Here is a 21,964-nt window from a genome sequence, read left to right on the forward strand (position 1 = left end):
ATTACCCGAGACGCAACCGTTCCGTCTTGGGTATGCTCTCGGTCATGAGCCGATCAGCCCCAGCCCGCCCCCCGGGCGGCCCGGTCCTACAGGACGCCGTTACCGACGCACTCCGCACCGCCTTCTTCGAGGAACTCGCCGAAGTCGGCTACGGGAAACTGTCCTTGGAGGCCGTCGCCCGCCGCGCCGGCACGGGTAAGGCGGCCATCTACCGGCGCTGGCCGTCCAAGGAAGCCACGGCCGTCGACCTCGTCGTCCAGGTCTCGGTGGCCGCCGCCGACACCCCCGACACCGGCAGCCTGCGCGGCGACGTACTGGCCTACCTCACCAAGACCGACGAGCTACTGCGCCACCCGCTGGTCTCCCGCATCCTGCCCGACCTGCTCGCCGCCCGTGCCTACCACCCGGGCATCGCCGCCACGCTGGGCGACCGCATCGGCGAAGAGCGCCGCGAAAAGGTCGGTACGATCCTGCGCCGGGCCGTCGAACGCGGCGAGCTGCCCGCCGACACCGACCTGGACCTCGGCCTCGACTTCCTGGCGGGCCCGCTGTACTGGGCCACCGTAATCCGGCAGGCCCCCACCGACCCGGACCTCCTCGCCCGTATGACGGACAAGGTCATTGCGGCCCTCGCTGCGTAGCCGAACCGATCCCCATCTGCGGAACGGCGGGCGCCAACCATAAGGAACAGGGCAGCATGATCCGCCACTACATCATCCGGCGAAACCACCACGCCGATGACCAGCACCTACGCGCCCTCGTGGACAGGGCAAACGTTTCCTGATGCGGCACTACCCTGTCCGGACATGGATTCCGAAGGCTGGCTGGCAGACACCAGAACCTCCTACGACACCGTCGCCGCCGACTACGCGGACCATGTGCGCGACCTCCTGGACGAGACGCCTCACGAACGCGCGGCCCTGGCGCTCTTCGCCGAACTGGTGCGAACCGGCGGCGGAGGACCGGTCGCGGACGTGGGATGCGGGCCGGGGCGGATCACGGCCCATCTGCGTGGACTGGGCACGGACGCGTTCGGGATCGACCTGTCGCCCGCGATGATCGAGGTGGCTCGGCGCGATCACCCGGGTCTGCGGTTCGAGGTGGGCTCCATGACGGACCTCGACCTCGCCGATGCCTCGATGGCCGGTCTGGTCGCCTGGTACTCGCTGATCCACGTCCCCGACGACGAGGTCGGCCCGGTGCTCGCGCACTTCCGGCGCGTACTGCGGCCCGGCGGCCCCCTGCTACTCGGCTTCCACGTCGGTGACGGGTCACGGCTGAAAACGCAGGGCTACGGCGGCCTGCCGATGAGGGTTCACGTCCATCTGCGCACGCCCGGTCACTTGGCCGCCCGGCTCGATGCCGCCGGATTCACGGTCGAGGCACAGACGACTCTCAGCTCGGCCGAGAGCAAGCTCGGAGGAATCCTCTTCGCGCGCTCCCGGCCCGACGGCCGGTAGGACAGGGCCCGACGGAGGCCCGTGAACGGTCGAGGCCGACGAGCACGACGGTCCGATCCACGTCAACGAACGCAGTGCCACGGTGGCGTCACGGGCTCGGCATCACTCCTGGGAGTAGTCATGGGTGGCACGGTGGACGGTCTGCGAAAGCCGTACCCAGACGCTCGGCGCGAACCCGAGATCGGCGACCACGGGAGGCCACGGCTGCGGTGCTTCCTCGCCGACGCGGACCCATGTCGCAAGCGGCAATTCACCTGCCCCCATCACTCCAACCGTGGTACCACAGACGGGGTTTGTCAGGCCGAGTGTCGAACGGGGTGTTGTGGTGGCTGTGGGCTATCTGGTGACCGTGGTGTTGGCCTTGCTGATCGTGGTGTTCAGCCTGGTTCGAATACGCGGGCCGAAACCGCTCTTCTACTTCAGCTACCGGCTCGGCCTGGTCTTCAACGAGATCCCGCACGTCGCTCTCTACGCGCTGGTGGCATCGACGGCGCTGGCCTTCTCGGAGGGCGACATCGCCACGACCCCCGACCGGGTGAACGTCGGGATGGCAGCGGTCGCGGCTGCCGGGCTCGTGGTGGTCACCCTGCGCGGGATGCGGACGGCGTCCGTGGTGCGGGTCGCCCTGGACGACGCGCTCGGCGCCGGTACGGGGACGCGCCGCCGGCCGCCGCTGGCCCGCATCCTGCTCAGGCCCGTCTTCCGCCGCCGCCATGACGTCAAGCGGGTGGGCAACCTCAGCTACGGGGACGGCGGCCGCCGCAACCTCCTCGACGTCTACCACCACCGCTCGCGCCCCGAGGGCGGCTCCATAATGATCCACTTCCATGGCGGCCACTACGACCAGGGCCGGAAGAGCACCCAGTCGCTGCCCCTGCTCTACCGGCTCGCCGGCCAGGGCTGGGTCTGCATCAGCGCCAACTACCGGCTGCGGCCCGACTTCCCGCATCCCGCCCATCTGATCGACGCGAAGAAGGTCATCGCCTGGGCGCGCGAACACGCGGCGGAGTACGGCGCGGCGTCCGGGGCGGCCGTGTTCGTGGCGGGGAGCTCTGCGGGCGGGCACATGGCGGCGCAGGCCGCGCTCACCCCCAATGAACCGGCCTACCAGCCCGGGTTCGAAGAGGCGGACACCTCTGTGACCGGTGCCGTCGCACTCAACGGCTTTCTCGCGGAGTACTTCGACGGAGACCCGGCCACCTCGCCGGTGAACCTCGTCCGGGCGGACGCACCACCGTTCCTCATCGCGCACGGGGACCTGGACGAGCTGGTGGACACCGAGAACCCCAAGGCCCTTGTCACCGCTCTGCGCTCCGTCTCCACCTCGCCAGTCGTGTACGTCGAACTGCCTGGCGCGCACCATGCCTTCGACCTCTTCCACTCCTTCCGGTTCGAGGCGCTCATCGACGGCATCGAGGACTTCGCCGCGTGGGTGACGGCCCGGAAGGAGTCGGCCTAGGCTTGGCGTTCGACGAGTCCGACGTCGGTGTTCCTTGATTGATTCGGCGCGTTTGACAGCGTTGCCGACTGGGCGGTGGGGTGCTCGGTGCTGGTTTCCGGCTCCTGGACAACCGCGTGGTCGTCACGGAGGACCGGCACGCCGAGATGTGGTTGGACGACCCCGACAACGTCACCCGCACACCAAGGTCTGGAAGACCCTTCGCGAGTCGGCCGTGTACGGGGCAGGTGCGGACACGTCCGTCGCGCAGCGGCACAGCACGCCGGCACTGTGCCGCCGCGCCCCGTCCCGTGCTCGATGTGGCTCAAACAGAACAGCACCGGTCAAGGGCCACATAGGTTCGGTAGCTCCGGCACCGGCCGCCTCCGGCGGCCGACCGATGAGCAAGGAGCTGACATTGGAATCGACGCCGCCTCAGCAGCAGGACCTTGGCACCATGGTCGGTCTCTTCTGGATCCAGTCGGAGGAGACATACCTGGGTGTGCCCCCCACCCCACCAGCACCTGGCGTGCTTCTCTCACCCGTCGGTCCGCAGGTCGTCGGGCCCGACCCGCGGCAGTGGTCCTGGTCCGACGTGGCAGACCTACGGGTGACCGAGGCGCCGGTACGGTCAACCGCCGCCCGATGGGCAGCCCGCGCCGCGAGCGTTGCCGCTGCAGCTCTGAACGCATGGGTTCCGGGCAGCCCGACCGAGATGACCGTAGTGATCGCCGCCGGTGGAGACGAGTACAAAACGCCGGTGTTCTCAGGCGCATCAATCGCCTACACGCAACGAGAAGTCGATCTCTCGCTGGGACTGCTCGCACGCTTCGTCCGCGGTGAATCCTCACCCGCCGTCCTGTCCGACTGGTACCTCGGAAACCAGCAGCCCTCCACAGTATTGGCATCACGGCATCGGGAGGCTCTTCTCGAAAGCTGGCTGCAGGCCGGATAGGAGCGCTGCTCCTCACTCGCTAGAGAAGGTGTTTGATGTGCAGTACGAACCCACCGAGCTGGTGTGGCGGACGAGTAGCTACAGCAGTGGTAACGGTCAGTGCGTCGAGGTTGCCGACGCCCACGGCGCGGTGCCTGTGTGGGATAGCAAGGTTGCAGGTGGTCCGGTCCTGATCTTTGGCGTCGATACCTGGTCAGCCTTCGTGGCCGGCGTAGACGGGGACCGCATCCGTACCGCTGTTTAACGCTGTGAACCGGGTGATAGCTCTGGTGCGGAACACGCCTCGGGGCTACTGGTTTCACAGAGCGTCTTTATAGCTATGAACAAGGTGCCGGCGGCGGCTGAATCACGATTCGCCCATCGCCGACACACGGCTTGGCATGGATCAAGCCGAGCCATTTGTGACGAGCGACGCCCTCAGAGCCTCCATGAGGCCGAATGGTCAAGACCCCGCACGCGCCCCGGTTGCGATCCGCGAGTGAGATGATCCCCGTCGATGAACAGTCGATCGAACGGACTCGGGGGATCGAGTGGGCGCGGACGGATGGCAGGGGAACGGGGGGCACACGGAGCCCGAGAAACGCATCGGGCCGTACGCCATCGAGGGGAGAATCGGCGAGGGCGGCATGGGGACCGTGTACCTGGCCCGCTCGCGCGGTGGGCGTGCCGTTGCCGTGAAGGTCGCGCGGGGCGAACTCGCCTCCGACCCCGGCTTCCGCGCCCGATTCCGTGCCGAGGTGACCGCGGCGCGCGCCGTCGGCGGCTTCCATACGGCGCCGGTTGTCGACGCGGACCCTGATGCGAACCCACCCTGGCTGGCGACGGCGTACGTACCGGGGCCGACACTCGCCGAGTGCATCCAGTCCCAAGGCCCCATGGACGCCGGGAGACTAAAGGCGCTCGGCGCGGCGCTCGCTGAGGCGCTGGCGGCCATTCACCGCTGCGGTCTGGTCCACCGCGATCTGAAGCCCGGCAACATCATCATGGCCGAGGACGGGCCCCGCGTCCTGGACTTCGGGATCGCAAGGGCGGTTGAGCTCACACGCCTCACAGCGACGGGCCACGCCTTCGGTACGCCGGGCTTCCTCGCGCCTGAGCAGGCGATGGGCACCGATGTCACAGGGGCGGCGGACGTGTTCGCGCTGGGCGTGGTCCTCGTAGCTGCGGCGGGCGGCAGCGCATTCGGGGCAGGCACGCCGATGGGGCTGATGTATCGGTCGGTGCACGAACCGCCCGACCTGAGCGCCGTCCCGCCGGTGATGCGTGAGGTGGTCGCGTCCTGCCTGGCCAAGGAACCGGCCCGACGCCCGAGCCCAGACCAACTCCTCGACCTTTTCGACGCGTTGGCGAATGCGGAGGCAGCGACGTCGTACCCCCTCACGCCCCCGCGCCCGACCGTGCCTCTGCCACCGCACGTTCGCCCTCTCCTGCCCACGATCGTCGGCGCACCGGCGGACGCCCGCCCCGGACGGGGGGTGGCTTCGGACAGCGAAGCGTTCATCGCCGCGGACACGGAGTCCAGCATCGTGCTCGACGCCGACGGGGTACTGCTGACACTCCACGGAGGCGGACCGCCGCTCGACCAGGTGGAGAACGACGAGGACCTCGACCAGGACGACGTTGAGCTCGACTTCTCCTGGACGGAGATTGCCGACGTCACCCACCGCGTCACCCACCGAACCTGGCTACACATCACGGTCACGCTGCTCGACGGCTCGACGGTCGAGAGCGAGATCAAGGCCCGTCGCGCCGCCCGCGCCAAGGCGTGGCACCGCGACTTGGCCGAGGCGCTCACTCGCTACGTGCGGGATTGACGACCGCGGCCGGAAGGCCGACCCCGCACTCAGCTGCCCCTTGGCCCCCAGCCGTCGAGGTCGGTGCGGACGGTGCAGACGGTACGGACGGTACGGACGGTGCAGTCAAAGGACCGCGCGGAAGGAGTCCGCCAGACGGGCGACGGTCCCACCTTCCGCATAGGCCACCCCATCGGCAGTCCGCCCGCCCGCCTGCCTGTAGGTAACGCGTATCAGGTAACAGGTAACACGTGCACGCTGCACGCGAGTTGAGCACCCCGCGGGCATCCGCGCAGGTCACCCGCCCCCGCCGCCACCCAACCGCCTCGCCGCGCCAACTCCGCGTATCGCGGCCGTCGTTAACCAACTATTGACACGCTCTTGTCAGGAGCGGAACACTCCGGAATGGGAGAGCGCTCTCCCACCCTCATGCACCCCCACCCACGCAGCAGGAGGTCTCCATGCCACGGAGGTCGAGAACACTCACCGGACTGCTCTTGTTCACCTCGCTGACCCTGACCACGGCAGGGATCGCCGGGATCGCCGCGACGGCGAACGCGTCCACCGAAACGCCGACCGCTGCCGCGGCGGGCGCGCACGCCGGGCACGCCGCGTACTCCATGCCGGGCATGCCCGGCATGGAGGCTTCCACCCAGGCCTCGGGCGACGACCCGGACGGGGACGGCTACATCATGGCCGACCCGCCGGTCACCGGGGTCACCCCCTCGATGGAGGTCCCGCCGCCGGCGTACTTCCACGAGTTCCAGGCCAAGTGCGCCCCCACGCACACCGCTCCGGACGACCCGATCGTCTATCCGGGGCAGCCCGGCAAGTCCCATGACCACACGTTCATGGGCAACACCACGACGAACGCCAACACCACCACCGCCTCGCTGGAGGCGGGCGACACCACCTGCCTGGCCCCCGGCGACAAGTCCGGGTACTGGATGCCGAGCCTGTTCAACGGGGACACGAAGATCCTCCCCGAGGGCGTCCAGACCATCTACTACAAGTCGGGGGTCACCGACTACCGAAGCGTCCGCCCCTTCCCGAGGGGACTGCGGTACGTCGTCGGCAGCCCGATGCAGTCTCAGGACGAGTTCAAGAACCTCAAGGGCACCGTCGAGGGCTGGGAGTGCGGTGAGTCGTTCAAGAACTACGACTTCCCGGCCACCTGCCCGACCAGTCGGGACACCTACCTCAACCTGCGTCTCCAGGCGCCGAGTTGCTGGGACGGCATCCACCTGGACACGCCCGACCACACGAGCCACATGGCCTACCCGGTGGCGGGGGGCGCCAACTACAACTCCTGCCCGGCCGACCACCCCGTCGCGCTGCCGATGATCGAGTTCAAGATGGCCTGGCCGGTCAACGGTGACATGTCGCAGGTGAAACTGGCGAGCGGCGCCGGCTTCTCCTTCCACTACGACTTCATGAACGGGTGGGACGCCGCCACGCTCGACGCGATGGTCACCCACTGCGTCAAGGGCGGGCTCCAGTGCGACCCGCACGGCTACGACGAGAACCACCCCGAGGCGGGCCCCGTGCTCAACGGGGACTACGAACTCCCGTAGCCCGTACAGGCGTGCGGGCGTACAGGCGTACGGACGCACACCCGCACACCCGCACCCCGGGTCACGGGCCTTTTTTCGGCCCATCTTGGAGAGCGCTCTCCAAGATCACCCGGGGTCACCCCTCCCCCCGACCGCCTCCTCCTCCCCCTCCCCTCCCCCACCTGCCTCCCCCCACCCGCAAGGAGAGTGACATGCACCATCCCCCCACCCGAACGGCCAAACGCCTCGTAGCCCCCTTCGCGGCGGCGGCTCTGCTGGCCGGCGCCCTGGTGGCCCTTCAGGCGCCCGCCGCCCAGGCGGCCGGCAGCGTCGTCAAGGTCACCGGTTCGCAGGGTGCCTGGCAGCTGACCGTGGACGGTTCGCCGTACACGGTCAAGGGTCTGACCTGGGGCCCCTCGGTCGCCGACGCCGAGAAGTACATGCCGGACGTGGCGTCCATGGGCGTCAACACCATCCGCACCTGGGGCACCGACGCCACCAGCAAGCCGCTCTTCGACACCGCGGCGGCCAACGGCGTCAAGGTGATCGCCGGCTTCTGGCTCCAGCCGGGCGGCGGCCCCGGAAGCGGGGGCTGCGTGAACTACCTGACGGACACCCAGTACAAGAACGACATGCTCGCCGAGTTCCCCAAGTGGGTCGACACCTACAAGGGCAACCCCGGCGTGCTGATGTGGAACGTCGGCAACGAGTCCACGCTCGGCCTGCAGAACTGTTACGGCGGTGACGAGCTGGAGGCCCAGCGCAACGCGTACACCACCTTCGTCAACGACATCGCGAAGAAGATCCACGACGTCGACCCCAACCACCCGGTCACCTCCACCGACGCCTGGACCGGCGCCTGGCCGTACTACAAGAAGAACGCCCCCGATCTCGACCTGTACGCCGTCAACGCCTACAACGCGGTGTGCGACATCAAGTCCGACTGGGAGCAGGGCGGTTACGACAAGCCCTACATCGTCACCGAGACGGGCCCGGCCGGTGAGTGGGAGGTCGACGACGACGCGAACGGCGTCCCGACCGAGCCGACCGATGTCGCAAAGGCCGAGGGCTACACCAAGGCGTGGGGCTGCGTCACCGGCCACACCGGGGTCGCGCTCGGCGCCACGATGTTCCACTACGGCGTCGAGGACGACTTCGGCGGCGTCTGGTTCAACCTGCTGCCGGGCGGCGAGAAGCGGCTCTCGTACTACGCCGTGAAGAAGGCGTACGGCGCCGACACCTCGGGTGACAACACCCCGCCGGTGATCACGGACATGGCGGTGGACGACGCCACCTCCGGCGTTCCCACCGGCGGTGACGTGCGGATCAGCACCAGGACGTCCGACCCGGACGGCGACGCGATCAGCTACCAGGTGCTGTTCAGCAGCAACTACATCGACGAGAATAAGGCGCTCGTCCCCGCCGAGACCAAGGACAACGGCGACGGCACGCTGACCGCGAAGGCGCCGAACAAGACGGGCGTCTACAAGGTCTACGTGAAGGCCACGGACGGCAAGGGCAACGAGGGCATCGAGACCAAGTCCATCAAGGTGATCCCGCCGAAGGTGGACGGGACGAACGTGTCCCAGGGCAAGACGGCCACGGCGTCCTCGTTCCAGACCGACCCGACCGGCGGCTGCCCATGCGGTGCGGCCAACGCGGTGGACGGGAAGTTCGACACCCGCTGGGCCAGCGACTGGAGCGACCCGCAGTGGCTCCAGGTCGACCTCGGCGCCTCGACGAGCTTCAAGCACGTGCAGCTCGCCTGGGACCCGGCGTACGGCAAGGCGTACGACATCCAGACGTCCGAGGACGGACAGAACTGGACGACGGTGAAGTCGGTGACCGACGGCGACGGCGACATCGACGACATCGACGTCAACGGCACGGGCCGCTACGTGCGGATCAACGGCACGGAACGCGGCTCCGGCTACGGCTACTCGCTCTACGAGTTCGGCGTCTACAGCTGACAGGAGACGGGCCCTCATGATGATCAATCGCCTGGGGCGGGCACAGCCCTACGCGCTCAGCCTGTTCCGCATCGTCATCGGGTTGCTCTTCACCTGCCACGGGATCGCCTCGCTGTTCGGCGTCCTCGGCGATGAACCGGTACCGGCGGGCACGTGGCCGAGCTGGTACGCCGCTGTCATCCAGTTGGCCGGGGGCACCCTGGTGCTCCTCGGCCTCGGTACGAGAACGGCCGCTCTGGTGGGCTCCGGCTCCATGGCGTTCGCGTACTTCGACGTGCACCAGCAGCGGGGCCTGCTCCCGATGGAGAACGGCGGCGAGGCCGCGGTCTTCTTCTGCTGGACGTTGCTGCTGATCGTCTTCTCGGGACCGGGCGCACTGGCCGCGGACCGGCTGTTCACCTCCCGCGGAGCCACCGGGGAGGACACGGAGGTCCGGCGGAAGCAGCGCCTGCGGGTACCCGCCTGAGGGGACGGGTACCCCGCGCACCGGCCTCCCGGGACTGCCCCCGGGAGGCCGGTGCCGCGCGCGTCACGCCCCGGCCCCCTCCCCCGCCCCCGCGTACTCCTCGCCCTCGGGCCGTGCCTCCTTCGGCAGCAGCAGGGTGATGGCCAGGAAGGCCACCAGCAGGCAGGCCTGCGCGATCAGTGCGTGGCGGTAGCCGGCGGTGAACTCACCGGCTCCGGCCCGGTCGAAGAACACCGAGCCGAAGACGGCCACCCCGATCGAGCCGCCGATGGACTGCACCGCCGTGAGCACCCCGGAGGCGGAGCCGATCTCGCTGTCGTCCACGGCCGCGAGGATGAAGCTGAACAGGGCGGCGATCACCATGCCCGCCCCGACACCGGAGACGGCCACGCCCGGCGCGATGTCCCAGACGGAGAACGAGCCGGTGGTGCCGAGCTCGTACCAGAGCAGTCCGGCGCCGGCGAGCTGCACGAGCGGGCCGATCTGCAGGACCGCCCGGCCGATCCGCTCGGCGAGGAACGCGCCGCTGACCGCGCCGCCGATCGCGGTCCCCACGGCGAGCGGCAGATTGCCGAGACCGGCCTCACCGGCGGTGAAGTGCTGCCCGATCTGGAGGTAGAGGGTCAGTACGAGCTGGCTGCCGACCAGTCCGCCGAAGAACAGCGCGATCCCGCCGAGCCCCACGGTGAACGCGGGCTTGCGCAGCAGCGCGGGTGTCACCAGCGGCTGACGCCCCCGCGCTGCGGTGCGGCGCTGCTGGAGCCCGAAGGCGGCGAAGCCGAGGGCGGACGCGGCCATGCACAGCCAGGTCCACAGCGGCCAGCCGGCGTCCTGGCCCTGGTTCAGCGGCAGGACCAGCAGCGCGCAGGACAGGGCCACCAGGGCCGCTCCCACGCCGTCGACGACCACCGTGCGGTCGCCCGGTTTCTTCGGTACGGCCTTCGCGGCGACGATCAGGGCCACGATGCCGATGGGCAGGTTGACCAGGAAGACCAGCCGCCAGCCCAGGCCCAGCAAGTCGCTCTGGATCAGCCCGCCGCCCAGGACCGGCCCGACGATGCCGCCGAGACCGAGAACGGGGCCGAAGATGCCGAAGACCTTGGTGAGTTCGGCGCCGGAGAAGTTCTCCCGCAGCAGCCCGAGGCCCTGCGGCAGGAGCATCGCGCCCGCGGTGCCCTGGAGCAGCCGGAAGACGATCAGCGACTCGATGGTCGGCGCGCACGCGCAGAGCAGCGAGGTGAGCGTGAAGGCGGCCAGGCCCAGCAGGAACATCCGGCGGCGCCCGTACCGGTCACCCAGTCTGCCGCCGAGGATCAGGCCCGCGCCCAGGGTGAGCGCGTAGCCGCCGATCACCCACTGGAGGCCGACCGGGCCCGCCCCGAGGGACCTCTCCAGTTCGGGTCCGGCCACGTTGACGATGGACGCGTCCAGCAGATCCATGATCTCCGCGACGAGCATCACCGCCAGGATCAGCCAGCGCCACCGGTAGGGCGTTTCCCCGGCCGACCCGGCCGACCCGGATGACCCGGCCGACCCGGCCGACCCGGCCGACCCGGATGACCCGGATGACCTGGCCGACCCGGGAACCCTCCCCGGGCCGTCCGGGTCGGCGCCCGGTGCGGCGATCGGCTCCGTCGCGCTCATTTTACCTCAGATCATTGATTACCAATATTATTAGCAATATCGAGAGTATCCTGAGCCGCATGGATGTCAAACCGCCCGCCGCCGGCCCCACCGACCCCGCCGAGACCGCCCCGGCGCCCGCAGGCTCCGCGACGACCGGTGGTGCCATCCGCGAGCAGCTACGGAACCTGACGCTCCGGCAGCAGCGGTTCGAGCGCTACCTGGGGCGCCGGTTGCGGGTGGACGCGGCGGGTCTCGCCGTGATGGACCATCTCGTCAACGTCGGGCCGACGACGCCCACCGATCTCGCCCGCAGGCTGGACGCCTCGACGGCGGCGACGACCCTGGTGATCGACCGGCTCGTCGCGGGCGGCCACGCCACCCGCGAGCCGCACCCCACCGACCGCCGCAAGGTGATCGTCACCCCGGCCGAGCACTGGGGCGCCACGGCGTACGAGCATGTGGCGCCGGTCATCGAGGGCGTCACCGACGCCGCCTCGGAGCTCTCGCCGGACGAACAGGCCGTCGTGGCGGCCTTCCTGGAACGGATCGTGGGCGTGTACGACGACGCGACCGACCGCTGACCGGGGCCAGGTTCCCGGCGCCACACGGGACATCCCCCGCACCGGCCTCCCGGGAGTGACCCTGGGAGGCCGGTGCTGTACGGGACCTCAGCGCGTGCTGTTCGCCGGGCCCGCGTACAGATACGTCTGCCGCTGGACGACGTGACCCGGCCTGTCGTCCGGGTCGAGGCCGACCTCCAGGAGGCGGCCGTCGGACGGGGACACGATCCAGTTCGGTCGCAGCGTCGCAGCCGTGGCCATCTTCCAGCCGCCCTTGTCCTCCTCGCCCGCGGCCCGCGCCGGCGCCCAGCCCCAGTCCTCCTTGTTGCTCTCGGTGGGACGCGCCTCCCACTTCCAGGAGATCCGGGTGCCGGAACGGCCGTTGCCGTCCTTCACCCCCTCCGTCACGGTGGCCCCGGGCGTCTTCGCCAGTACGCGCAAGAGCGCGGACCGCAGACGCGGCGGGAGGGGCGCGTCGGTGAGCAGTTGTCCGGCCTGCTGGACGGTCTGCTCGGCGGCGGCGTCCGGCCCGTCGGCCCCGGCCGACAGGGCACGGCGCAGCGCGTCCGGCTCCGAGGGCAGATCGCCGAGGCCGTCCCAGCTCACCTCGCCCTTGCCGACGGGCCAACTGGTGCCCCCCGGAATCCTCTTGGTGACGGTCCGGCCGTCCGCGGCCTTGACGACCACCGTGTCCCGGCCCAGAAGGATGTCGTCGGTGTAGGCCCGCCGGCCCTCCACCCACGTCTTCACGGTCGTCTTCCAGTACGGGGCGGCGCTCGGGTTCCCCGCGGCCGCCCGGTCCGCCATGGCGCCGAACACATCGGCCGCCGAGGCGCCGGCGGCGGGCCCGCCGCCGATGTCGGTGACCGGGAGGACGGCGGCGCCCGCCGCGACGGTCGCGACCGCGGCGGCGACGAGCAGCCGACGCCGGCCGGAGCGGGGCCGCATCGCGGGTGCCGGCACGGCCGCCGCCCCGGTGTCCGCCGTGCCGGCGGCGGCCGCCTCGGTGTCCGCGCCGATCGCCCCGAGGACGAGGGAGTGGGCCCGCTCCTGGACGGCGGGGTCGAGTGGTTCGGTCCGGCCCGCGCGTTCGAGGGCGGCGCCGCCGGGAAAGTCGAGCAGGTCGGTGTACTGGCCGTCGTTCGTCATGCGAAGTCTCCCGTGAGGGTCGTACGGGCGGGGCCGGAGAGTCCGTCGCGCAGCCGGGCGCGGGCCCGGTGCAGTCGGGAGCGGGCGGTGCCGGCGGGTATCCCCAGGGCGGCTGCCGCCTCAGCCGGGGTCAGCTGCTCCCAGACCACGAGCAGCAGCAGCTCCCTTTCCCCTTCGGGCAGTTCGGCGAGTCTGCTGCGCAGCTGCGGGCCCACGGCGGCGGCGTCGAGCCGCAGGTCGACGGCCTGCCACGGGTCGCCCACGACGGCGTCGGCAGGCACCTGCGGGCGGTCGGCGGCGCGGGCCGTGGACTGCCGGTGCCGGGCCAGGACGTTCCTGGCGACGCCGAACAGCCAGCCCTTGGCGGAGCCGCGCGCCGCGTCGTAGTTGCCGCGGTGGGCGTAGGCCTGGAGCCAAAGCTCGGAGAGCAGGTCGTCGGCGACCTCGGGCGCCCGGCGTACGAGATAGCTGTGCAGGGCGGCGGAGTGCCGGGCGACCAGTGGCTCGAAGGCCGTCGGCTCGCGTGCGGCGCGAGTGAGCAGGTCCTCGTCCGAATCCATGGGATCTCCTGTCCGATCCCGCCCGGATGGCGGTCTCACCCTGTACTTGCACAGGATCGGAGCAAGCGTTCCCGGCGGCCCGCTACTCCTTCGCGACGGCCTGCCGGAAGCCCGTGTTCACCGCGGTCAGCCCGCCGTCCACGCACAGCGTCGTCCCGGTGACCCAGGCCGCGTCGCGGGAGGCGAGGAAGGCGACGGCGGCCGCGATGTCCTCCGGCTCGCCGACCCGGCCGAGCGGGTAGAGGCCGCTGATCCGGGAGATTTCGGCCTCGCGGCCGGCCCAGGCGTCGGTGCGGATCGTGCCGGGGGTGACCAGGTTGACCCGCACCCCGCGCGGTCCCGCGTGGCCCGCGAGCGTACGGGTGAGGCTGCCCAGGCCCGCCTTGGCGGCGCTGTAGGCGTGGTTGCCGAAGTCCTGCACGCCGTTGACCGATCCGATGCTGACGATCGCGCCCCGGCCGGACGCCGCGAGGTGGGGCAGCGCGGCCCGCGCGCACCGGTAGGCGCCGCTGAGGGTGACGTCGAGGTCGCGCTCCCAGACCTCGTCCGGCTCGTCCTCGAAGAGCGCGGTGTCCGGGGTGCACGCGTAGGCGTTGTTCACCAGTACGTCGAGCGCGCCGAACGACGCGACGGCGTGGGCCACCGCCGCCTCGACCGCCGCCCGGTCGGTCACGTCGCAGCCCAGCGGCTCGGCCCCGCCACCGGCCGCCACGATCTCCGCCGCCACCCGCGCGGCCCGGTCCGGGTCCAGGTCGGTGACCAGGACCCGCGCGCCCTCGGCCGCCAGCCGGCGGGCCGTGGCGGCGCCGATGCCCTGGCCCGCACCGGTGATGAGAACGCCGTATCCGTCGAATCGCGCGAGCGCAGCAGTAGTCATAGCGCCGACCGTACTGCGCGGACCAGTGCCTGGGCACGGGGGTCGGCGGTGACTCCCTTCTGCAGACCGTTCGTCACATAGCCGAGCGCGATGCCCGATTCGGGGTCGGCGAATCCGAGCGAACCGCCGCGGCCGGGGTGTCCGAAGGAGCCCGGGGCGAGCAGCGGGGAGGCCGGCCCGTGCAGCATGTAGCCGAGCCCGAAACGGGTGTTGACGACCAGCACCCGGTCGGGGCCCGCGGACTCCTCGGTGCGGGCCAGCGTCAGCGTGGCGGGGGCGAACAGCCGGTGGCCGTCGACCGGTCCGATCATCGCGGCGTAGCAGCGGGCCAGGCCCCGCGCGGTGGCGGTGCCGTTGGACGCGGGGAGTTCGGCGGCCCGGTAGCCGGGGTCGTTCTCGTCGGGGAACGGGTCGATCGCGCCGAACGCCCGGCGGGTCAGCGAGTCCGGGTCTCGGTAGGCGTCGACGACGGACCGCTTGGGGCGCATCCGCAGCGCGCCGGCGCCGTCGCCCTCGGGTGTCTCGACCGGGCCGATCCGGCCCACCCGGTGCGCCTCGTCCGCCGGGATGCCGAACCAGAAGTCCAGGCCGAGCGGGCGGGCGATCTCCTCGGCGACCCAGCGGCCGACGGTGCGTCCGGTGACGCGTCGCACCAGTTCGCCGACGAGCCAGCTGTAGGTCTGCGCGTGGTAGCCGTGCTCGGTGCCGGGCTCCCACTGGGGGCGCTGGGCGGCGACGGCCCGCGGCCCGCTCACCCCGTCGGCCGCCTCCTCGGGGGTCAGCGGCCGGTCCAGGGCCGGGACCCCGGCCCGGTGGGCGAGGAGGTGGCGCACGAGTACGCGGTCCTTGCCGTTGGCCTTGAACTCCGGCCAGTAGGTGCCGACCGGCGCGTGCAGATCGATCTGGCCGCGCTGGTGCAGCAGCAGCGGGACGGCGGCGGCGATGCCCTTGCCGGCCGAGCGGACGACCTGCACGGTGTCGACGGCCCATGGTTCGACGCCGTCGACGTCTCTGGTCCCGGCCCACAGATCGACGACCTTGCGTCCGTGCCGGTAGACGGTGACCGCTGCCCCGCGGTCGCCTCGCTGCTCGAAGTTACGGATGAAGGCATCCCGGACCGGTTCGAATCCGGGCGCCGCCGTGCCCCGTACGTCCACGCCTGTTCCCGCGCTCCCGCTCATCCCCCCATGGTGCATTGCGCCGCAGGTGGGGCGTGGGGCGGGTTACCTCATGTTCACCTTGACGGAGCCTGGGTCGAATCCGAAGGGGAGCTCCAGGCGGTGGGCGCGCATCAGTTGCTCGTCGCAGAGGAGGTCCTGGGTGCGGTCGTCGGCGACGATGACCCCGTCGCTGAGGATGACCGCGCGGCCGCACAGCTCCAGGGCGTACGGCAGGTCGTGCGTGACCATCAGCACGGTGACGTCCAAGGACCGCAGGATGTCGGCGAGTTCGCGGCGGGAGGCCGGGTCCAGGTTGGAGGAGGGCTCGTCCAGGACGAGGATCTCCGGCCGCATCGCGAGGACCGTGGCGACGGCGACGCGGCGGCGCTGGCCGAAGGAGAGGTGGTGCGGCGGCCGGTTGAGGTACTCCTCCATGCCGACCTGCTTGAGCGCGTCGGTGACCCGCTCCTCCAGTTCGGCGCCGCGCAGCCCGCCCGACGCGGGCCCGAAGGCGACGTCCTCGCGGACGGTGGGCATGAAGAGCTGGTCGTCGGGGTCCTGGAAGACGATGCCGACGCGGCGGCGGATCTCGGCGAGGTTGCGCTTCTCCACCGGGAGCCCGGCGACCCGGACGGTGCCGGCGCCCGCGTCGAGGATGCCGTTGAGGTGCAGGACGAGGGTGGTCTTGCCGGCCCCGTTCGGGCCGAGCAGGGCGACGCGCTCACCGCGCGCGACGGTCAGATCGACGCCGAACAGCGCCTGGTGGCCGTCGGGGTAGGCGTAGGCGAGACCGCCGACCTCCAGGGAGGGCGGCGGCGTGGGCGGTACGGGGACGACGGCGGACTGGCTCATACGGTCCATCCCAGCAGACACACGGCGAGGGCGAGCAGGGGGAGTGACGAGGCGTACGCCCATTGGGTGCGCGAGGCGGTCACCTCGTCGATGACCGGCATGGTGCCGGTGTAGCCGCGGCTGACCATGGCGAGGTGGACGCGTTCGCCGCGCTCGTAGGACCTGATGAAGAGCGCGCCGGCGGATTTCGCCAGCACGCCCCACTGCCGTACCCCGCGCGCCTCGAAGCCGCGCGAGCGGCGGGCGATGGACATCCGGCGCATCTCGTCGGTGATCACATCGCCGTACCGGATCATGAAGGAGGCGATCTGGACGAGCAGCGGCGGCAGTTTCAGCCGCTGGAGGCCCAGGAGCAGGGAGCGCAGTTCGGTGGTGGAGGCCAGGAGCACGGAGGCGGCGACGCCGAGGGTGCCCTTGGCCAGGACGTTCCAGGCGCCCCAGAGGCCGGGGACGCTGACGGAGAGGCCGAGGACGTGGGTCTGCTCGCCGGGCACCACGAACGGCATGAGCAGCGCGAACGCGACGAACGGCACCTCGATCAGCAGCCGTTTGAGGAGGAAGCCGGCCGGGACGCGGGCGAGCGCGGCGGCGCCCGCGATCAGCAGCGCGTACAGCCCGAAGGCCCACACCGCCTCGCGGGGGGTGGAGACGACGACCACGACGAAGCAGAAGACGGCGGCGAGTTTGCAGTGCGGGGGCAGGTCGTGGACGGGTGAGTGCCCGTGCCGGAAGAGCTTGTGGGCGTGTCCCGCGCCCATCAGACCTTCTCGCCGGTACGGGTGCCGCCGCCCGCGGGCTCGTCCCTCGTACGGCGGCGGCGGGTGACGACGTAGAAGGCGCCGCTGCCGACGACGAGGGTGGCGCCGACGCCGATCACTCCGGCCAGTCCGCCGGAGATCCGGGCGTCGGAGATGTCCTTGACGCCGTAGTCGGCGAGCGGGGAGTCCTTGGCGGCGTGCTCCTCGGCCTTCTTGTCGATGCCCTGGTCGGTGGCGACCTTCTCCAGGCCGTCGGGGTTGGCGGAGGCGTAGAAGGAGACGAAGCCGGCGAGCACCAGCGCGGTGATCAGGCCGGTGGCCCACAGGCCCCGGTTGGAGCGGGCGGCCGGGGCCGGGACCGGGGCGACGGGCTCCCGGGCGGGCGCGTCGACGAGTTCGCCGTCGATCCGGAGCTTGAGCGGGGCGGTGAGCCCGCGGGCGCCGTGGACCAGGTCGGGGCGTACGGCGATGACGGCGCCGACGGTCAGCGCGGTGATCACGGCCTCACCGATGCCGATCAGGACGTGGACCCCGACCATCGCGGTGAAGACCTTGCCGATCGGGATGTCGGTGGTGCCGCCGATCCAGTACATCAGCGTGAAGGCGCAGGCCGCGGCCGGTACGGAGACGAGTGCGGCGACGAAGGCGGCGGCGGTCATGGAGCGGCGGGTGCGCGGCAGCAGGCCGACCAGTCCGCGGAAGAGGGCGTACGCGACGACGGTGGTCACGATGCCCATGTCGAGGATGTTCACGCCGAGCGCGGTCAGCCCGCCGTCGGCGAACAGGATGCCCTGCATCAGCAGGACGACGGACACGCAGAGGATCCCGGTGTAGGGCCCGACCAGGATCGCGGCCAGCGCCCCGCCCAGCAGATGGCCGCTGGTACCTGCGGCGACCGGGAAGTTCAGCATCTGCACGGCGAAGATGAAGGCGGCGACCAGCCCGGCCAGCGGCGCGGTCTTCTCGTCCAGTTCCCTGCGGGCCCCCTTCAGGCTGACCGCTACGGCACCGGCGGCCACGACTCCGGCCACGGCGGAGACGGGCGCGTTGATGAATCCGTCGGGTACATGCATGGGGGCGGCTCCGCTTCCTGCGTTACTGCGTGACTGCGCGGGGTCATGAACCTCTCAATAATAGAACCTTGTTGCGAACGATTCGCAAGAGCGCCTCCGTCACAACTACTCAGAGTTCCCACAGTGCTCTTTACGTAAAATATGGGACATTGGATGACGAAGACATATAAACAGGAGGAGCCGGCCCATGTCCCCCGTGATCAAAGAACATGCCCGAGCCCGGCTCGTCACCGACGCCCGCGACCTGCCCACGGTCCCGGTCGAGCTGCGTTACGACACCGCCGCCGATCCGCATACGATCCATGTCGCCTTTCCCGGCGGCGCGGAGTGGGCCGTCGAACGCGAACTCCTGGAGCGCGGGCTGCGCGCCCCGGTCGAGCACGACGGCTACCGGATCTGGCCGTGCGGCCGGGCCCAGCTCGTCGTCGAGCTCCACGCGCCGACCGGTGTCGAGGTGGTGCAGTTCGACAGCGCCCCCTTGATCCGCTTCCTGCGGCGCACCCACACCGAGGCCAGGACCGAGACCGCCCGCGCCTGAGATCCGTCCCCCACGAAGCCGCCCGCGCCCGAGATCCCGTCGCAGCAGCAAGACGGCCCGCGTCATGCCGAGAGCCCCCGTGCACACCAGGTGCACGGGGGCTCTCGTCGCTCCGGTCCCCCGTCCCCACAGGTAACCGGCGCATCCGGGGCCGCGCTCCGCTCAGGCGCGGCTCCGGAGGTCTGCGGCTCTCAGCGGCCGGGTCAGACGCGGGTCAGCTCGCGCTCGCCGCCGTGGTCAGGACCGGCGCCGTCCTCGGCGGAGGCGCCGAGCTCCTTGCGGAGCCCCTCGCCCTCCACGTCCACGTTGGGCAGCACCCGGTCCAGCCAGCGCGGCAGCCACCAGGCCCGCTTGCCGAGCAGGGCGAGGACCGCGGGCACGATCGCCATCCGGACGACGAACGCGTCGAAGAAGACGGCGATGGCCAGCGAGAAGCCGATCATCTTGATCATCGACTCGCTGGAGCCGATGAAGCCGGAGAAGACCGCCATCATGATCACGGCCGCGGCCGTGACCACCCGGGCGCCGTGCTTGAAGCCGGTGACGATCGCCTGGCCGGGCTCCTCGCCGTGGACGTACGCCTCACGCATCCGGGTGACGAGGAAGACCTCGTAGTCCATCGCGAGACCGAAGACCACGCCCACCATGAAGATCGGCATCATCGACATGATCGGACCGGTCTGCTCGACCCCGAAGAGCGAGCCGAGCCAGCCCCACTGGAAGACCGCGACGACCGCGCCCAGGGCCGCGACGACCGAGAGCAGGAAGCCGAGCGCCGCCTTCAGCGGCACCAGCACCGACCGGAAGACCAGCATCAGCAGCAGGAAGGCGAGGCCGACGACGAGCGCCAGGTACGGCAGCAGCGCGTCGTTCATCTTCTGCGAGAAGTCGATGTTCATCGCGGTGGAACCGGTGACCAGGATCTCGGCGCCGGTGTCGGACTTGATGTCCTTGCCCGCGTCGCGGATCGCGTGGACCACGTTCTCGGTCTCGACCGAGCTCGGCCGGTCCTTCGGGACGACGGTGATCATCGCCGCGTCGCCGGCCTTGTTGAAGTTGGCCGGGGTGACGGCGACGACGCCGGGCATGTCGGAGATCTCGTCGCCGACCCGCTTGGCGGCGGTCTTGCCGTCGGAGCTGTTCTCGGTGTCGACGACGACCATCAGCGGGCCGTTGAAGCCGGGGCCGAAGCCCTCGGAGAGCAGGTCGTAGGCGCGGCGCTGGGTGGTGCTGGTGGGCTGGGAGCCGTCGTCCGGCAGGCCCATCTCCAGGGACGCGGCCGGGATCGCGATCGCGCCCAGGCCGAGGACGCCGACGAGCAGCACCCACACGGGCTTGCGGAGCACGAACCGTGCCCAGCGGGTACCCATGTTCGGCTTGGCCTCGGGCCTGTTCTCCGCCTCGGCGGCCCTGCGCGCCTTGCGCCCCATGACCCGCTTGCCCGCGAAGCCCAGCAGGGCCGGGACGAGGGTGAGCGCGATGAGGACGGCGATGGCGACCGTACCGGCCGCGGCGAAGCCCATCTTCGACAGCATCGGGATGTTGACGACGGCCAGGCCGACCAGGGCGATGACCACGGTGAGCCCGGCGAAGACGACCGCGGAACCGGCCGTGCCGACCGCGCGTCCCGCCGCCTCCTCGCGCTCCCGGCCCTCGGCCAGTTCGGCGCGGTAGCGGGAGACGATGAACAGCGCGTAGTCGATGCCGACCGCGAGGCCGATCATCATCGCGAGGGTCGAGGTGGTGGAACCGAGGTCCAGCACATTGGCCAGCGCGGTGATCGACGCGACGCCGATGCCGACGCCGATCAGCGCGGTCAGCAGGGGCAGCCCCGCCGCGATGAGCGATCCGAAGGTGATGACGAGGACCACCGCGGCCAGGGCGACACCGATGATCTCGGTGGCTCCGGTCTCCGGCATCACCTGGAGCGCGTCACCGCCGATCTCCACGGTCATCCCGGTCTTCTGCGCCGCCTCGCCCGCGTCCTCCAGGGCGTCCCTGGTCGCGTCGGTCAGCTCCATCGAGTTGACCTTGTAGGTGACCGAGACGTACGCGGTCGAGCCGTCCTTGGAGACGGCCTTGCCGTCGTACGGGTCGACGACCGAGGCCACCTGCTCCGAGCCGGACTTCAGCTGGGCGGTGATCTTCTTGACGTCGGCCTTGTTGGCCGGGTCCGTCATCTTCTCGTCGGCGGGGGCCTGGAAGACGATGCGCGCGGTCGCGCCGTCGGCGCTGGCAGCGGGGAACCGCTGCTCCAGCAGGTCGAAGGCCTGCTGCGCCTCCGTACCCGGGATCGAGAAGGAGCTGGAGGTGGGGGTGGACGCGGAGGCCGCGCCGAATCCGGCGAGTGCCAGCAGTGCCACCCACATCAGGGCGACATAGCGGCGGCGCCGGAAGGCGAGCCGTCCGATTTTGTAGAGGAATGTGGCCACGCGGGCGTACTCCCGGTCAGGTCGTTGAGTGGAAAAAGGCGTGAGGAACCAGCCCGACGACGAGAGCGGCGTGTCAGGTGGGGCTTGGGGAGAGGGCCGTGCGAGGGACGGGGGTCAGACTCCGAGAGCGGGGAGAATCACGGAGTCGACGTAATCGGTGAGGAACGCGTGATCGACAGCACGGTCCTCGATCATCTGCCGAGCGGTGAACGCACCGATCAGCATGTGAGGTACGTACTTCAGCGCCGGGTTGTCCGGGCGCAGCTCACCCCGGTCCAGGGCTCGGCTCAGCAGCACTTCGAGACCGGTCAGTTCCGGCTCGATCAGCAGTTCGCGCAGGGCCTGGAGGAGGTCGGGGTTGTTGTGGACGGCATGGCTCAGACCCCGCATCAGCGCGGCGTCCTTCTCCATCTGACAGTCATCGGTACGGCTCAGGACGGCGTGGAAGTCACCGCGCAGCGAGCCGGTGTCGACTTCGCCGAGGGAAACGGGCTTGTTGTGCCGCAGAGCCGTGACGACGAGCTCGGGCTTGCTCCCCCACTGGCGGTAGAGGGTGGCCTTGCTGGAACGGGTGCGCGCGGCGACGGCGTCCATGGTCAGGGCGTCGTAGCCGACCTCGCGGAGCAGGTCGAGCACGGCGGCGTACAGCTCGCTCTCACGTTCGGGCGTGAGCCGTGTGCGCGCCATGTGTCGACCCCCCGTTCCTCAGCTCGTGCGATGTGTACGCCACTCGATCGAATGCCG

The 21,964-nt window shown here is 70.5% G+C and carries 21 protein-coding genes and 1 pseudogene; 12 read left to right on the top strand and 10 right to left on the bottom strand.

Annotated features, from left to right (window positions below; translation table 11 throughout):
* Window positions 1–44: 44 nt before the first annotated feature.
* From ACZ6S6_RS14250 to ACZ6S6_RS14295, 10 genes and pseudogenes are all read left to right on the top strand, one after another.
* Window positions 45–641, top strand: a complete 597-nt coding sequence (locus ACZ6S6_RS14250) for a TetR/AcrR family transcriptional regulator (RefSeq protein WP_469705813.1) — start codon at window positions 45–47, stop codon at window positions 639–641.
* Window positions 642–661: 20 nt separating this feature from the next.
* Window positions 662–784 (top strand): annotated as a pseudogene (locus ACZ6S6_RS14255) (IS630 family transposase); the annotation flags it as partial.
* Between the two features lie 22 nt (window positions 785–806).
* The gene (locus ACZ6S6_RS14260; protein WP_469705814.1) at window positions 807–1,460 is read left to right on the top strand and encodes a class I SAM-dependent DNA methyltransferase; all 654 of its coding nucleotides are present in this window, start codon (window positions 807–809) and stop codon (window positions 1,458–1,460) included.
* Window positions 1,461–1,785: 325 nt separating this feature from the next.
* Window positions 1,786–2,919: an alpha/beta hydrolase gene (locus tag ACZ6S6_RS14265; RefSeq protein WP_469705815.1), complete on the top strand. Its 1,134-nt coding sequence runs from the start codon at window positions 1,786–1,788 to the stop codon at window positions 2,917–2,919.
* A 379-nt stretch (window positions 2,920–3,298) separates the two neighbouring features.
* Entirely contained in the window at window positions 3,299–3,853 is a 555-nt protein-coding gene (locus tag ACZ6S6_RS14270) for a hypothetical protein (protein ID WP_469705816.1), read from the top strand.
* Window positions 3,854–3,914: 61 nt separating this feature from the next.
* Window positions 3,915–4,097, top strand: a complete 183-nt coding sequence (locus tag ACZ6S6_RS14275; protein WP_469705938.1) for a DUF397 domain-containing protein — start codon at window positions 3,915–3,917, stop codon at window positions 4,095–4,097.
* A gap of 382 nt (window positions 4,098–4,479) precedes the next feature.
* Complete coding sequence (locus ACZ6S6_RS14280) at window positions 4,480–5,667, top strand: serine/threonine-protein kinase (RefSeq protein ID WP_469705817.1); 1,188 nt, start codon at window positions 4,480–4,482, stop codon at window positions 5,665–5,667.
* Window positions 5,668–6,107: 440 nt separating this feature from the next.
* The gene (locus ACZ6S6_RS14285; RefSeq protein ID WP_362955152.1) at window positions 6,108–7,220 is read left to right on the top strand and encodes a DUF1996 domain-containing protein; all 1,113 of its coding nucleotides are present in this window, start codon (window positions 6,108–6,110) and stop codon (window positions 7,218–7,220) included.
* Between the two features lie 191 nt (window positions 7,221–7,411).
* The gene (locus ACZ6S6_RS14290; RefSeq protein WP_469705818.1) at window positions 7,412–9,169 is read left to right on the top strand and encodes a discoidin domain-containing protein; all 1,758 of its coding nucleotides are present in this window, start codon (window positions 7,412–7,414) and stop codon (window positions 9,167–9,169) included.
* A 19-nt stretch (window positions 9,170–9,188) separates the two neighbouring features.
* Entirely contained in the window at window positions 9,189–9,635 is a 447-nt protein-coding gene (locus ACZ6S6_RS14295) for a DoxX family protein (protein ID WP_362955272.1), read from the top strand.
* Between the two features lie 63 nt (window positions 9,636–9,698).
* Here ACZ6S6_RS14295 and ACZ6S6_RS14300 read toward each other — a convergent pair whose 3' ends face one another.
* Window positions 9,699–11,093: an MFS transporter gene (locus ACZ6S6_RS14300; protein WP_469705939.1), complete on the bottom strand. Its 1,395-nt coding sequence runs from the start codon at window positions 11,091–11,093 to the stop codon at window positions 9,699–9,701.
* Window positions 11,094–11,338: 245 nt separating this feature from the next.
* Between ACZ6S6_RS14300 and ACZ6S6_RS14305 the strand changes: the two genes are divergently transcribed.
* On the top strand, window positions 11,339–11,842 hold the full coding sequence (locus tag ACZ6S6_RS14305; RefSeq protein ID WP_469705819.1) for a MarR family winged helix-turn-helix transcriptional regulator: 504 nt from the start codon (window positions 11,339–11,341) through the stop codon (window positions 11,840–11,842).
* Between the two features lie 87 nt (window positions 11,843–11,929).
* Here ACZ6S6_RS14305 and ACZ6S6_RS14310 read toward each other — a convergent pair whose 3' ends face one another.
* From ACZ6S6_RS14310 to ACZ6S6_RS14340, 7 genes are all read right to left on the bottom strand, one after another.
* Entirely contained in the window at window positions 11,930–12,970 is a 1,041-nt protein-coding gene (locus ACZ6S6_RS14310; protein WP_469705820.1) for a hypothetical protein, read from the bottom strand.
* Window positions 12,967–13,530, bottom strand: coding sequence for an RNA polymerase sigma factor (locus ACZ6S6_RS14315; protein ID WP_469705821.1), 564 nt, complete (start codon window positions 13,528–13,530; stop codon window positions 12,967–12,969). The genes ACZ6S6_RS14310 and ACZ6S6_RS14315 overlap by 4 nt, the downstream gene beginning before the upstream one ends.
* 82 nt (window positions 13,531–13,612) lie before the next feature.
* Window positions 13,613–14,407, bottom strand: coding sequence for an SDR family NAD(P)-dependent oxidoreductase (locus tag ACZ6S6_RS14320; RefSeq protein ID WP_469705822.1), 795 nt, complete (start codon window positions 14,405–14,407; stop codon window positions 13,613–13,615).
* Window positions 14,404–15,564, bottom strand: a complete 1,161-nt coding sequence (locus tag ACZ6S6_RS14325) for a serine hydrolase domain-containing protein (protein ID WP_362955275.1) — start codon at window positions 15,562–15,564, stop codon at window positions 14,404–14,406. Before ACZ6S6_RS14325 ends, ACZ6S6_RS14320 begins: the two co-directional genes overlap by 4 nt.
* A gap of 66 nt (window positions 15,565–15,630) precedes the next feature.
* A complete protein-coding gene (locus ACZ6S6_RS14330) occupies window positions 15,631–16,419 on the bottom strand; it encodes an energy-coupling factor ABC transporter ATP-binding protein (RefSeq protein ID WP_469705823.1) in 789 nt (262 codons plus the stop codon).
* Complete coding sequence (gene cbiQ, locus ACZ6S6_RS14335) at window positions 16,416–17,177, bottom strand: cobalt ECF transporter T component CbiQ (protein ID WP_362955166.1); 762 nt, start codon at window positions 17,175–17,177, stop codon at window positions 16,416–16,418. The genes ACZ6S6_RS14330 and cbiQ overlap by 4 nt, the downstream gene beginning before the upstream one ends.
* A complete protein-coding gene (locus ACZ6S6_RS14340; RefSeq protein ID WP_362955167.1) occupies window positions 17,177–18,250 on the bottom strand; it encodes an energy-coupling factor ABC transporter permease in 1,074 nt (357 codons plus the stop codon). The genes cbiQ and ACZ6S6_RS14340 overlap by 1 nt, the downstream gene beginning before the upstream one ends.
* 187 nt (window positions 18,251–18,437) lie before the next feature.
* On the opposite strand from ACZ6S6_RS14340, the gene ACZ6S6_RS14345 reads away from it, so the two are divergent.
* Window positions 18,438–18,788 carry an SsgA family sporulation/cell division regulator gene (locus ACZ6S6_RS14345; protein ID WP_362955169.1) on the top strand — a complete coding sequence of 117 codons (351 nt, stop codon included), beginning with the start codon at window positions 18,438–18,440 and terminating at the stop codon, window positions 18,786–18,788.
* 203 nt (window positions 18,789–18,991) lie between these two features.
* On the opposite strand, the gene ACZ6S6_RS14350 is transcribed toward ACZ6S6_RS14345, so the two are convergent.
* Both ACZ6S6_RS14350 and ACZ6S6_RS14355 read right to left on the bottom strand, forming a co-directional pair.
* On the bottom strand, window positions 18,992–21,220 hold the full coding sequence (locus tag ACZ6S6_RS14350; RefSeq protein ID WP_362955171.1) for an MMPL family transporter: 2,229 nt from the start codon (window positions 21,218–21,220) through the stop codon (window positions 18,992–18,994).
* A gap of 114 nt (window positions 21,221–21,334) precedes the next feature.
* Entirely contained in the window at window positions 21,335–21,907 is a 573-nt protein-coding gene (locus ACZ6S6_RS14355; protein ID WP_362955173.1) for a TetR/AcrR family transcriptional regulator, read from the bottom strand.
* Between the last annotated feature and the right edge of the window lie 57 nt (window positions 21,908–21,964).

Source organism: Streptomyces sp. NPDC048671 (genome assembly GCF_055587045.1).

Bases quoted from the DNA above. Each gene is read 5' to 3' on its own strand.
- ACZ6S6_RS14250 (WP_469705813.1), top strand. From the start codon at position 45: ATGAGCCGATCAGCCCCAGCCCGCCCCCCGGGCGGCCCGGTCCTACAG.
- ACZ6S6_RS14260 (WP_469705814.1), top strand. From the start codon at position 807: ATGGATTCCGAAGGCTGGCTGGCAGACACCAGAACCTCCTACGACACC.
- ACZ6S6_RS14270 (WP_469705816.1), top strand. From the start codon at position 3,299: ATGAGCAAGGAGCTGACATTGGAATCGACGCCGCCTCAGCAGCAGGAC.
- ACZ6S6_RS14280 (WP_469705817.1), top strand. From the start codon at position 4,480: ATGGGGACCGTGTACCTGGCCCGCTCGCGCGGTGGGCGTGCCGTTGCC.
- ACZ6S6_RS14285 (WP_362955152.1), top strand. From the start codon at position 6,108: ATGCCACGGAGGTCGAGAACACTCACCGGACTGCTCTTGTTCACCTCG.
- ACZ6S6_RS14290 (WP_469705818.1), top strand. From the start codon at position 7,412: ATGCACCATCCCCCCACCCGAACGGCCAAACGCCTCGTAGCCCCCTTC.
- ACZ6S6_RS14295 (WP_362955272.1), top strand. From the start codon at position 9,189: ATGATCAATCGCCTGGGGCGGGCACAGCCCTACGCGCTCAGCCTGTTC.
- ACZ6S6_RS14300 (WP_469705939.1), bottom strand. From the start codon at position 11,093: ATGCTCGTCGCGGAGATCATGGATCTGCTGGACGCGTCCATCGTCAAC.
- ACZ6S6_RS14305 (WP_469705819.1), top strand. From the start codon at position 11,339: ATGGATGTCAAACCGCCCGCCGCCGGCCCCACCGACCCCGCCGAGACC.
- ACZ6S6_RS14310 (WP_469705820.1), bottom strand. From the start codon at position 12,970: ATGACGAACGACGGCCAGTACACCGACCTGCTCGACTTTCCCGGCGGC.
- ACZ6S6_RS14315 (WP_469705821.1), bottom strand. From the start codon at position 13,530: ATGGATTCGGACGAGGACCTGCTCACTCGCGCCGCACGCGAGCCGACG.
- ACZ6S6_RS14320 (WP_469705822.1), bottom strand. From the start codon at position 14,407: ATGACTACTGCTGCGCTCGCGCGATTCGACGGATACGGCGTTCTCATC.
- ACZ6S6_RS14330 (WP_469705823.1), bottom strand. From the start codon at position 16,419: ATGAGCCAGTCCGCCGTCGTCCCCGTACCGCCCACGCCGCCGCCCTCC.
- cbiQ (WP_362955166.1), bottom strand. From the start codon at position 17,177: ATGGGCGCGGGACACGCCCACAAGCTCTTCCGGCACGGGCACTCACCC.
- ACZ6S6_RS14340 (WP_362955167.1), bottom strand. From the start codon at position 18,250: ATGCATGTACCCGACGGATTCATCAACGCGCCCGTCTCCGCCGTGGCC.
- ACZ6S6_RS14345 (WP_362955169.1), top strand. From the start codon at position 18,438: ATGTCCCCCGTGATCAAAGAACATGCCCGAGCCCGGCTCGTCACCGAC.
- ACZ6S6_RS14355 (WP_362955173.1), bottom strand. From the start codon at position 21,907: ATGGCGCGCACACGGCTCACGCCCGAACGTGAGAGCGAGCTGTACGCC.